Here is a 12,185-nt window from a genome sequence, read left to right on the forward strand (position 1 = left end):
TGGGAATGAGCGTTCCAATATTAACAGCAGTAATTAAGCTATTTATCTACAGGATGTGATCCAAATCACACTCCCTCGCGTAGTATGCAAGTTGAGCATTAAACCAATGTCGATTTCGCTGTTCGAGGTGAGCATGGAAGGTAGTTACGATATATCGCTGGTCAGTTTGTCCTATCTGGTGGCCATTCTGGCGTCTTATTGCGCCCTGTATTTTGGAACCCAGCTAACCCGGGTTGACGGCACCAAGCGCCGTGTCTGGTTGATACTGGGTTCACTGTCGATGGGGCTGGGTATCTGGAGCATGCACTTCATCGGTATGGGCGCCTACCAGATGAACATGCCCATGACCTACGATCTGACCATGACGGTCGTTTCCTGGATCGCTGCCGTATTGGCCTCTGGTCTTGCGCTGTTTCTGATCAGCAAATCCGTGGCCGGTGTTGGTGTTCTGGTAGTGGGTAGTCTGGTCATGGGTCTTGGCATTGCCGTAATGCATTATCTCGGCATGGCAGCGATGCGCATTACCCCCTCCGTCAGTTATGACCCGTTCTGGTTCACGGTGTCCATTTTGATTGCGGTTGGTGCCTCCGGTGCGGCCCTGGCCATCTGTCGATACACACAACGTTTGGTGGGGCGCCAGGCCGTCGGCTTTCAAGGTATCGCCGCCCTGGTGATGGGCGCTGCGATCTGCGGTATGCACTACACCGGTATGGTAGCAGTGATATACCCGCAAGGTGCCATGCCAGCCATGAGCAACCAGTTGACGGGTTCAGCCATTGGCACACCAATCATCCTCGCGTCTGTTCTGTTTATTGTGTTTTCTCTGCTGGCGGTTTACAGCGATATCAAAGCGCGCAACAACGAAGAGGAATGGAGCCGCCAGGAAGCCGAGCGGGTCAAGAAAATGGCCTTCGTCGATGAAGCCACCGGTTTGCCGAACCGCTCACGACTGGAACATCACCTGCTTGAGTCGCTGGTGGAGACCGGAGGGGCGGCGTCGCCATTTACCCTGGTCATGCTGGAGATGTCGAACTACCGGGAATTATCTGCTGGAATGAACAGCGAGACGCTGTATCAGCGGTTACACACGCTGTCGGAGCAGATTCAGAAACTGATTCCGGCCGGGGTGTATCTGGCGCGTTATTCCAACGCAACCTTTGGCCTGGTGATTCATGATGACATCGATTCGAAGACCGTGAACCAGACGTTCGGCACGTTGGGCAAGGCGACAACCGCACTGAAAGTCACCGGATGGAATTTGAACTGGAAGGCCGGTTTCAGCCGATTCCCGCAAACCGGTCACTCCAGTCGGATGCTGATTCGCGAGGCCCTCAAAACGGCACCGCTAGCGGAGTTGACCAATGACAAGGCGCCTGCAACGGAGTCGGGCGTGCAGATGCTGATTAACTGAGGCAGGAACATGATTGTTTGAGCGGAGGCTGCCCCGGGTTGGGTCGGCCTCAGGCTTTGAACGTCACCGTTGCATCCACGACCACGATGCAACTGCAGGCCAGAATCTCACTGTCACCGCACCAGGCCAGTGGCTCCTGTACGTAATCGACCGATCCTTTCATCAACACCATGCGGCAGGCGCCGCAATAGCCTTCACGACACTGATAAGGCACCTTGAACCCCCGCTTCTCCAGTTGCTGCAGAACAGTCACCGGGTCAGGCGAGGGGAACAGGGTAATGCGGTGCGTCTGTGACGCGTTCGGGTTGACCTCTCTGGTCACAACTCGAAATCTTCCAGAGCGCCGGTGTCGACATCACTTTGCAGGGCGCCGACCAGATAGGTGCTGATCTCGGTTTCCTGAGGCGCAACCTGTACCTGGTCGCTTTGCAACCAGGCGTCCATCCACGGCAGCGGATTCTTGGGCGAACCAAAAGCCGGTTCGAGGTCTATAGCCGCCAGGCGCTGGTCGGTAATGTGCTGGACGTATTGCGCCAGAATGTCGGTGTTCAGACCAATCATCGATCCGTCTTTGAACAGATAGGCAGCCCACTCTTTTTCCTGCTCGGCCGCATCGATGAAGATCTGGCGCACGTTGTCGCGTTCTTCTTCAGCGATCTCAGCCATGTCAGGGTCGTCGTGGCCACGCGCCATCAGGTTCAGCATGTGCTGGGTGCCGGTCAGGTGCAGGGCTTCGTCACGGGCGATCAGGCGAATGATCTTGGCATTGCCTTCCATTCTCGAACGTTCGGCGAAGGCAAAGCTGCAGGCGAAACTGACGTAGAAGCGAATGGCTTCGAGCACGTTGACCGAGGCCAGCGTCAAATACAGCTTCCGTTTCAGGTCGCGCAGTGCTTTTTTGCCGTCTGCACTGGCCTGCCACTCGTCGGTCTGCACCTGAAACCGCTGAGTCGCTTCAATCAGCGCATCGTAATACCGCGTGACGGTTGTTGCGCGCTCGACAATGGCCGGGTTGTGCACGATGTCATCGAACACCTTGCCCGGCTCGGTCAATACATTACGCATGATGTGCGTGTAAGACCGCGAGTGAATGGTTTCACTGAACGCCCAGGTTTCGATCCAGGTTTCCAGTTCGGGCAAGGACACCAGCGGCAACAGGGCCACATTGGGTGAGCGACCCTGGACGCTGTCGAGCAGCGTCTGGTATTTCAGGTTGCTCAGGAAAATGTGCTGCTCGTGCGCGGGCAGGGCAATGAAGTCCTTGCGGTCGCGCGTGAGGTCCACTTCTTCCGGACGCCAGAAGAACGAGAGTTGCTTTTCGATCAGCTTTTCGAAAATCGGAAACTTCTGCTGATCGTAGCGCGCAACGTTTACCGTCTCGCCGAAAAACATCGGCTGACTGAACGTATCGAACTCGCGCTGGTTAAACGTTTGATAAGCCATTCATGCTCCTCAGATCTTGCACGCGCCGCTGGCGCAATCGTCATCGTCCATGGCACTGCCGGCACCGTCTCGGGTGTTGTGGTAGTACAGCGTTTTGACGCCCAGCTTATAGGCCGTCAGCAGATCGTTGATCAGCTGTTGCATCGGTACCTTGTTGCCGTCAAAACGGGATGGATCGTAGTTGGTATTGGCGGAAATCGACTGGTCGACGAATTTCTGCATTACGCCCACCAGGTTCAGATACCCCAGGTTGTTCGGCTGTTGCCACAGTAATTCATACTGGTTTCTCAGGTTGGCGATGTCGGGCACTACCTGCTTCATCACACCGTCTTTCGACGTTTTAACGGAAACCAGGCCACGTGGCGGCTCAATGCCGTTGGTGGCGTTGGCGATCTGTGAACTGGTCTCAGAAGGCATCAGCGCCGTCAGGGTCGAGTTGCGCAGACCGTGTTGCTTGATACGGGCGCGCAGGTCATCCCAGTTCAGTTTTAATTCAGTGTTGCAGATTTTATCGAGGTCTTTCTTGTAGTGATCGATCGGCAGCTTGCCCTGGGCGTACTGGGTTTCGCTGAAGCCCGGGCAGGCGCCCACTTCTTCGGCCAACACGCTGGAAGCCTTGAGCAAGTAGTACTGAATGGCTTCGAACGTTTCGTGTGTCAGGTCCAGTGCGGAACCGTCGGAATAGCGTTTGCCGTGTTTGGCCAGATAATACGCGTAGTTAATGACACCAATACCCAGGGTGCGGCGCTTCATGGAACCTAGCTCTGCGGCTTTAACCGGGTAATCCTGGTAATCGAGCAGGCTGTCGAGCGCGCGCACGATCAGCTCGGCCAGGGGCTCCAGTTCGTCCAGTGATTCGATCGCGCCCAGGTTGAACGCGGCCAGAGTACAGAGCGCGATTTCACCGGTTTCATCGTTGATGTCGTGCAACGGCTTGGTCGGCAGGGTGATTTCCATGCACAGGTTACTCTGCCGTACTGGTGCCTGTTTTGGATCGAAGGCACCGTGGGTGTTGCAGTGGTCAACATTCTGAATATAGATACGACCGGTTGAGGCACGCTCCTGCAGCAGAGTGGAGAACAGCTCAACGGCTGGAATCTGTTGCTTGCGAATGTCATCGCGTTGTTCGTATTCGGCATAGAGTTGCTCGAACTTTTCCTGGTCTTCGAAGAACGCATCGTACAGGCCGGGAACATCAGATGGGCTGAACAGCGTGATCGGCTGGTTCTTGATCAGTCGGGTGTACATCAGACGATTGATCTGGACGCCGTAGTCCAACTGGCGCACGCGGTTTTCCTCGACGCCACGGTTGTTTTTCAGCACCAGCAGGCTTTCAACTTCCAGGTGCCAGAGCGGATAGAACAGCGTTGCCGCACCGCCACGCACACCGCCCTGGGAGCAGCATTTAACGGCTGTCTGAAAATGCTTGTAGAACGGAATACAGCCGGTGTGGAAAGCAGCACCGCTGCGAATCGGCGAGCCGATGGCGCGAATACGACCGGCGTTAATGCCGATTCCGGCGCGTTGGCTGACGTAACGAACCACCGCCGCCGAGGTGGCGTTGATGGAATCGAGGCTGTCGTCGCTTTCGATCAGTACGCAGGAGCTGAACTGGCGGGTCGGGGTACGTACACCAGACATCACCGGGGTTGGCAGCGACAACTTGAAGGTCGATACCGCCTCATAGAACTTCTGAATCGTATCCAGACGGGTGGCATTCGGGTAGCTGGCGAACAGGCTGGCCGCGATCAGAATGTAGAGAAACTGGGGTGACTCGTAGATGTCACCGGTCACCCGGTTCTGCACCAGGTACTTGCCTTCGAGCTGTTTGACCGCCGCGTAAGAGAAGTTCAGGTCGCGCTCGTGCCGCAGAAAACCTTCCATCGCTTCGTAGTCGGCTTCGCTGTAATCGGTGAACAGGTGTGCGTCGTAACGGCCGTCTTCGACCATTTTTTCGACGTGCTGGCGCAACGTAGGCGGCTCAAACTGACCATAGGCACGCTTGCGCAGGTGGAAAATCGCCAGGCGCGCGGCCAGGTACTGGTAGTCGGGATATTCCTCACTGATCAGGTCAGCGGCGGCCTTGATCAGGGTTTCATGAATATCGGAGGTGGTAATGCCGTCGTGCAGTTGCAGCTGGGCTTTCAGCTCAACCTGGGACACGGATACCGAGTCCAGCCCTTCAGCTGCCCAATTCAGTACTTTGTGGATTTTGTCGAGATCGAGGGGTTCGCTACGTCCACCGCGTTTTTTGACTGAAATGGTTGCTGTATTCACCTGCGCTTCCTCCGCTGTAGGGGCTGCATCGGCAAATGGCTGGGAAAACCAACTGAATGACTGCATAAGTTGGTTTTGCCAGTGTAGACCACTTCGCCTGACGCGTTATATTTGGGGTGCATGAGTGGGGTCTGAAACGAACCGGGAAGGCTGAGCTGAAACACGCGACTACTTATGTTTGCAGCCGGTGTTTGACAGCGCCGCCAAGGGGCGCTGCATGGCCAGAATTCCCTGTAAAGACCCGGTTGAGCGGAGTACCCGGAGTAGTCCGCTCAAATCACCGAATGCCTATATATGGTGTTGTTTTGGGGGCTGCCTGTCAATATATAGATGTTTGCAATAATGTGATGCAAGTATTTACTCGCTCTGGAAGGCCCTGATAGTGGGCTCCCTGAGCGTTAAATTTTCTTCGTAAATGTGGGTGGCTAAGCACCGGCTATTGTCCAGACACCAAAGCCAATAAACAACAGGCAGGCAACGATGTGGGCGGTGCGAACCGGCAGGCGTTGCATCAGCCAGGTGCCAGCCAAAATGACCGGTACATTGGCGATCAGCATGCCCAGCGTTGTACCCATCGTTACCCAGAACATCGACTGATATTGGGCCGCGAGCAAGACCGTGGCTATCTGGGTTTTATCGCCAATCTCGGCAATGAAAAACAGAATCAGCGTCGCCGCAAAGGCGCCCATGGATTCAAAGCGACTCGGGCCGCTGTCGTCTTTGTCCGGAATCAGCATCCACAGGCCGACAGCGATAAAGCTGCCGCCGATGATCCAGCGCGCCCAGGCGCCCGGTGTCCACTGACCGAGCAGGGTTCCCAGCCAGGCCGACACACCATGATTGACCAGGGTGGCAACCAGAATACCCGCAACAATGGCCCAGCGATTGCGAAATCGGGTGACCAGGAACAGGGACAGCAGTTGGGTTTTGTCACCGATTTCCGCGAGGGCAACGGCCAGGGTCGAACTGAGAAAGGCTTCCATGATTGTATTCCGGGGGCGGGGAGCATTACCAAAGGCAAACGCAACAGCCCCACCCGGTTCTGTGTCGTTTGCCTCAGGTCTCATCAGTCCGGCGGCTTGCAACAAACGCAGCGCCGGATGCGACCACCATGAACCTTCGGTTCAATTATGTTGATGGCCGCGCCGGTGGGTACCGGCCGATTACTCCCCCAAGACGGCGCGCAGTTTACCCGGCTGCGGCAACCGGAGCAACCTTGGGCCGGTTAATGAAGTTGATGGAGAGCAGTACCAGCATCAGTACCACACCGGCGACTTCAGCGATAAAGTTCGGGTAGAAGATGGCCACCACCCCGATTGACAGCAGGGCCCGCATCCAATTGCGCATGGGGCCGAAGAGGTAGCCCTCCAGTGCCGCGGCAAATGCGGCCAGTGCCAGTATCGCGATAAAACCATTCCAGAGTACAAGCGGAACGGGCCCGCCCATAATGATGGACGGATTAAACACCATGAATAGCGGAATCAGATAGAGCCCCTTGGCGAACTTCCAGGCCTGAACACTGGTTTCCATGGTTTTACTCCCCGCAATAGCTGCCCCGGCGAACGCCGCCAGGGCCACAGGGGGCGTCACGTTGGAGTCCTGTGAATACCAGAAAACGACCAGATGGGCGATCAGCAGCGGAATGCCGAATTCATTGGTCAGCGCCGGGCCGACCAGGACGATTAGTACAATGTAGCTAGCGGTAACGGGTAACCCGAGGCCCAGAATCAGGCTGGCTACAAGCACCAGCAACAGAGCCAGCAGAATGTTGCCACCAGAGAAGGCGATCATCATGGATGAGAATTTCAGGCCCAGCCCGGTTAGACCAACCACGCCAACCACGATGCCAGCGACGGCGCAGGCAATACTGACCGATACGGCATTCCGGGCACCGAGCTCCAGTCCCTGGAGCAGCTTAACGCCACCGTTGCGCAAGGTGCCGCGCACTTCCGTGGCGAGTTGTCCGTTTTGCTGTCCGCGTTTTAATGCCAGCCAGAGGCCATTCAAGCCGGCCACTGCCATGATGCTGATGATGGCGTAAAAGCCGACTCGCATGGGCGAGATCCCGAGCACCAGCAGCCAGACCAGCAGCAGCAATGGCACCAGGAAGAACCAGCCGCGTGCCAGCACATCGCGAATCTTGGGCAGCTCACTCTTGGTCTGGGGTTGCAGCCCCTGCTTGACCGCGATGATGTGCACAAACAAGTACACCGTTGAAAAATACAGCAGCGCCGGAAACACGCTGACTTTCACGATTTCAAGGTAAGGCAGGCGGGTGTATTCGGCCATCAGAAAGGCACCGGCACCCATCAGCGGAGGCATGATTTGTCCACCGGTACTGGCGGCCGCTTCAATACCACCGGCCTGGGCCGGTTTGTAACCGAGCTTCTTCATCAGTGGAATGGTGAACGCACCGGTCGTCACCACGTTGGCAATGGCACTGCCGGAAATAGACCCCATGCTGGCAGAGGCGAGCACGGCTGCCTTGGCGGGGCCACCACGTTGGGTGCCAGTGGCAGAGTAGGCAAGATCGATAAAGAATTTGCCGGCGCCGGTGACTTCCAGCAAGGCCCCAAACAATACAAAGATAAACACGAAGGTGGCTGCAACGCCGAGTGGCAAGCCAAAGATGCCTTCCTGGCCGAGATACAACTGTGCCGCGACCCGGTCGAGCGAATAGCCGCGGTGGTTAAGAATGCCGGGCAAAAACTCGCCCAACCAAGGGAGGTCGCCGCGCGAACCGGCCAGCGCGTAGGCAATCGCCAGGGTGCCGATGATGGTCAGGCCGGTGCCTACAGCACGACGGCTGGCTTCCAGCACGGTGACGATGCAGATAATGGCGAAGATGATGTCAGTGTCCGACCAGAAGCCAGCCCGGTTGATGATGTCATCGAGAAACCAGACCAGGTAGAAACCGGAGGCCGTGGATGCAACAAAGAAAATACAGTCGACGCCCATGGCGATGGGGCCCCTGGGTTTGCCTGGTTTCGGACCAAACAAAACGAACGTGAGCATCAGAATCAACATCAAGTGGATGCCGCGCTGATAAAATAGGCCCAGCGGTTCGATACCGGCGCCATAGAGATGAAACAGCGACAGGCTGATGCCCAGAACGATGACCAGCCAGCGCCAGACGGCGGGGCCGGGCATCAACTCGGCCTGCCAGTCGCTCTCAACCTTAAAGGGTATCGGGGTATATTGTTTCATGGAGTCATACTTCCAGTGGGTACGTCAGCGGCGAGGCGAATGATGACGCGTTGGTCAAAGGCCAGTTCACTGAGGCTGATCAAATTGTGTTCAATTGCAATGCGGTGATTAACCCGCATTGATCCGACCCGCAACACGAGCTGATTGCCCGGCAACGGCTGGTTAAAATTGGTAATGCGATAACCGTGCTGGTTATCTGATTCCAAAGCACCGCGTCCGGGAATGTGCCCAAGGCCAGCGGCAAAATCGGGAGTGTGGGTGCTGTCGAGAATCAGTGTCCGGCCGTCTACCCGAAAGCAGTCTTCTACCTGAAACCCCTGAACCGAGTGATTCCAGAGCAGGCACCAGCGGCCTTCATCGTTGGGCAAGTCGACCCTGGCCAGAATCTGATTATTGCTATCGACAACTTCCAGCTGCAAGGCAATAGCCGGTGTAACAACGGTGATTAGTCCGGTGAGCACACCAAGCCTGACGTGTTTAAAAAAACCGCGGGTCTTGCGACCCACGGTTTCCAGGCTGGTTAGCCGCGTCATCTACAATTACTGGCGCAGGCGAGCCGGGATGTCGGCACCGATTTCTTCGTAGTACCGAATGGCACCCGGGTGCAGCGGAATCGGCGTAGAGGTCAGCGCGAAATCCACGGTGGTGTCGTTTGCGGCCGGGTGAATATCTCGCAGGTATTCAACTTCCTCGAACAGCAGCTTGGTGATCTGATAAGCCAGATCGTCAGACATGGCGGTGTTCACGGTCAGAACGTTGGGAATGCCAACAGACTGAACCGGCTCGTCCATACCTTCATACAGTCCTGCACGCAAAGTGTAAGGTGCGAAAACCGGTTCCAGTTCCAGGGCGTTGGCCACTTCTTCTTGAGACAATGACAGCAATTTGATGTCACGGGTCGTGGCCAGGCTCAAAATAGAGCTGGTCGGCGGGCCGACACTCCAGAAACCCGCATCGATGTCGCCATCGCGAATCGCATCAGCGGTTTCGTTGAAGTTCAGACGCAAGGCAGTAAAGTCATCGTAGCTGATGCCATTGCCTTCGAGAATGGCATTGGCATTCACTTCAGTACCGCTACCCGGCGCGCCAACAGAGACGCGCTTGCCGCGCAGGTCAGCCAGGGAATTAATGTCGGAATCAGCCAGCGTCACAATCTGGACCGCGTTAGGGTAAAGGGAAGCGAGCGCTACTACGTCCAGTTTGTTGCCATTGAAGCGGTCACCACCGTTGTATGCCTGGTATACCGTGTCGGCCAGGGCGATGGCCAGGTCTGAATCTTCGCGATGTACCAGGCCCATGTTTTCAACGGAAGCACCGGTCACTTCAGCGACCGCATCGTAGCCATCAATGTTGTTGGTGATCAGTTCCGCCAGACCACCCCCCAGTGGGTAATAGGTGCCGCCGGTGCCGCCGGTAGCAATGGAGAGAGATTCAGCCTGGGCAGCAGAGAAGCCCAGGGCTGCGGTAGCACACAGTGCCAGTGAAAGCTTACGCATGTGATAGTTTCCTCGATTGTTGTTGGTTTTGTACGTCTATTATCGTTGTTCATGATCCCGTGGCTCAGTCGATGTGCCTTACTGACAGACACAAGCATTCGAGCTCCACAAGGGACCAGGGCACAGGGCCCGTTATGACCTGATTGTAGTCGTGAAGATGCAGCAAGCACGGGTTGGTTCGAGTTTTTTGTAGCCCGGCTGCCACAGGGTCAGTCAGGGTATTGCAACCGGTGTGCCAGCAGGGAGATGCTTTCGAACCCCCATGCTTTGGGGGTTGGGGATAAGCAACCAGAACAAGTAGGCAAGATTTTGCTCATTGGCAGGGGTTTGGTAAGCAAGAATTGGCTGGGTGCGCGCCCGTTAAAGCGCGACTCTTATATCAGTCATGACATTCAACGCCGCATTTCAATACCGCGACCAGCCATCACGTCTTTCGCCTCGGCAATACTGTACTCACCAAAGTGGAAAATGCTGGCGGCTAGCACGGCGTCAGCATGGCCTTCAAGAACGCCGTCGGCCAGGTGATCGAGGTTACCCACGCCACCGCTGGCGATTACAGGAATGCGAATGGCATCGGCAACGGCCTTGGTCAGCCCAAGATCAAAGCCGGTTTTCACCCCATCCCGATCCATGCTGGTCAGCAAAATCTCGCCGGCACCCAGGGCTTCCATTTTTTGCGCCCATTCAACGGCATCAATACCCGTCGGTTTGCGGCCACCGTGCGTGAAGATTTCCCAGTGGTCTTCCACTCGCTTGGCATCAATGGCCACCACAATACACTGAGCGCCAAACCGGTCGGAGGCTTGTTTGACAAACTCGGGGTTAAACACCGCAGCGCTATTAATGGAGACTTTGTCGGCACCGGCATTCAGCATGGTGCGAATGTCCTCCAGGGTGCGAATACCACCCCCGACGGTCAACGGAATAAACACCTGACCGGCAATGGCACTGACGGTGTCGACCATGGTGTCGCGACCTTCATGAGTGGCGGTAATGTCAAGCATGGTAATTTCATCGGCACCCTGTTCGTTATACCGGCGAGCCACTTCCACCGGATCCCCGGCGTCCCGAATATTCACGAAATTCACGCCCTTCACCACGCGACCCTTGTCGACGTCGAGGCAGGGAATAATACGTTTTGCCAGTGCCATAATTTAGTCTCTCGGTTATGTGATTAGCCAATCGTCCGTGTCAGGCACCGGGTTGGCTTCTCCGGGGTCGGCGTCAACCCGTCCATGGGGCCTAGGCTTCGGCATCCATGCCTTAGACTTCCCCGGATAAGCCTACCCGGCACCTGACACTTGGTTCGGCGTCAATTCCGTAGATGATAGTGGTGCCGTTGAGTGCCGTGTCCTGAGTTCGAGATTCGCGTGTGAATAAACCACTAATCTGCCCTAAGGGTTATCGGGTGCTCTCATCGGAGGCCGTGAGACCGCATGGATGCGGTCTTCGAGCCCCCATGGATGGGTTCACGGCGTGCCTCCGATGAGGGTACCCGATGGCCCGCTCTGGCTAATTAGTAACGACAACCACTAAATCGATTTTACTGGCGAATCTCGGGCTCAGGACAAAGCCACAGTAGAATAATTTACCAGACTCAACCCCGCCCGTCGCAGTAAGCCTGGGCCTCTTGCACATCGATGGCACCGTCGTAGATGGCGCGTCCAGTGATGGCGCCCAGAATGCCCTGGCTGGCGACATCGCAGAGGCGTTCTATGTCGGTCATGTTGGTGACGCCGCCGCTGGCGATAACGGGAATGCCACCGGCTTTGGCGACTTCGACCGTGGCGTCTACGTTGACGCCCTGCATCATGCCATCGCGGCTGATGTCGGTGTAGACGATGGCGCTGACGCCGTCGTTGGCGAAATCGCGGGCGAGGTCGGTGGCCAGTACGTCGCTGACATCGGCCCAGCCTTCGGTGGCGACGCGACCGTCTTTGGCATCGATGCCTACAATGATGTGGCCGGGGAAGGCCTGGCAAGCTTCGCGTACAAAGCCCGGGTTTTTGACCGCAGCGGTGCCGATGATGCACCAGCTGACGCCCGCGTTAATGTAGGCCTCAATGGCTTCCAGCGAGCGGATGCCACCGCCAATCTGGATCGGCAGGTCCGGGTATTTTTTGGAAATGGCGGTGACTGCTTCGGCGTGAATCGGGGTGCCTTCGAAGGCGCCGTTCAGGTCGACCAGGTGCAGGCGGCGGCAGCCGGCCTCGACCCAGCGTGTAGCCATTTCTACCGGGTCGGATCCGAATACCGTGGCGTCTTCCATGCGGCCTTGCAGCAAGCGGACGCACTGACCGTCTTTGAGGTCGATGGCGGGGATGATCAGCATAGATGGTGTCTCCAGGAGC

General features: G+C 56.6%; 10 protein-coding genes. 1 reads left to right on the forward strand and 9 read right to left on the reverse strand.

Annotated features, from left to right (window positions below; all coding sequences use genetic code 11):
- The first annotated feature begins 106 nt into the window (after positions 1-106).
- Entirely contained in the window at positions 107-1,411 is a 1,305-nt protein-coding gene (locus ABJT94_RS00630) for an MHYT domain-containing protein (RefSeq protein WP_348476861.1), read from the forward strand.
- A gap of 49 nt (positions 1,412-1,460) precedes the next feature.
- Here the strand turns inward: ABJT94_RS00630 and yfaE are convergent, their stop codons facing one another.
- The 9 genes from yfaE to hisA all read right to left on the reverse strand — a co-directional run bounded on the left by yfaE (position 1,461) and on the right by hisA (position 12,166).
- Positions 1,461-1,733, reverse strand: a complete 273-nt coding sequence (yfaE, locus tag ABJT94_RS00635; protein ID WP_348476863.1) for a class I ribonucleotide reductase maintenance protein YfaE — start codon at positions 1,731-1,733, stop codon at positions 1,461-1,463.
- On the reverse strand, positions 1,730-2,854 hold the full coding sequence (gene nrdB, locus ABJT94_RS00640; protein WP_348476865.1) for a class Ia ribonucleoside-diphosphate reductase subunit beta: 1,125 nt from the start codon (positions 2,852-2,854) through the stop codon (positions 1,730-1,732). Before nrdB ends, yfaE begins: the two co-directional genes overlap by 4 nt.
- A gap of 9 nt (positions 2,855-2,863) precedes the next feature.
- Complete coding sequence (gene nrdA / locus ABJT94_RS00645) at positions 2,864-5,131, reverse strand: class 1a ribonucleoside-diphosphate reductase subunit alpha (RefSeq protein ID WP_348476866.1); 2,268 nt, start codon at positions 5,129-5,131, stop codon at positions 2,864-2,866.
- Between the two features lie 425 nt (positions 5,132-5,556).
- Positions 5,557-6,114 (reverse strand): TMEM165/GDT1 family protein, encoded by a 558-nt coding sequence (locus tag ABJT94_RS00650; protein ID WP_348476868.1) that lies wholly within the window; start codon positions 6,112-6,114, stop codon positions 5,557-5,559.
- A gap of 205 nt (positions 6,115-6,319) precedes the next feature.
- Positions 6,320-8,281, reverse strand: coding sequence for a TRAP transporter fused permease subunit (locus tag ABJT94_RS00655; RefSeq protein WP_348476898.1), 1,962 nt, complete (start codon positions 8,279-8,281; stop codon positions 6,320-6,322).
- A gap of 53 nt (positions 8,282-8,334) precedes the next feature.
- Positions 8,335-8,871 (reverse strand): DUF1850 domain-containing protein, encoded by a 537-nt coding sequence (locus tag ABJT94_RS00660; RefSeq protein ID WP_348476869.1) that lies wholly within the window; start codon positions 8,869-8,871, stop codon positions 8,335-8,337.
- Positions 8,872-8,877: 6 nt separating this feature from the next.
- Complete coding sequence (locus ABJT94_RS00665; protein WP_348476870.1) at positions 8,878-9,834, reverse strand: TAXI family TRAP transporter solute-binding subunit; 957 nt, start codon at positions 9,832-9,834, stop codon at positions 8,878-8,880.
- 392 nt (positions 9,835-10,226) lie between these two features.
- Positions 10,227-10,985 carry an imidazole glycerol phosphate synthase subunit HisF gene (hisF, locus tag ABJT94_RS00670; protein WP_348476871.1) on the reverse strand — a complete coding sequence of 253 codons (759 nt, stop codon included), beginning with the start codon at positions 10,983-10,985 and terminating at the stop codon, positions 10,227-10,229.
- Between the two features lie 446 nt (positions 10,986-11,431).
- Entirely contained in the window at positions 11,432-12,166 is a 735-nt protein-coding gene (gene hisA, locus ABJT94_RS00675; protein WP_348476872.1) for a 1-(5-phosphoribosyl)-5-[(5-phosphoribosylamino)methylideneamino]imidazole-4-carboxamide isomerase, read from the reverse strand.
- Positions 12,167-12,185 lie beyond the last annotated feature (19 nt).

Source organism: Saccharospirillum sp., assembly GCF_039982735.1.
GTDB lineage: Bacteria > Pseudomonadota > Gammaproteobacteria > Pseudomonadales > Natronospirillaceae > Saccharospirillum.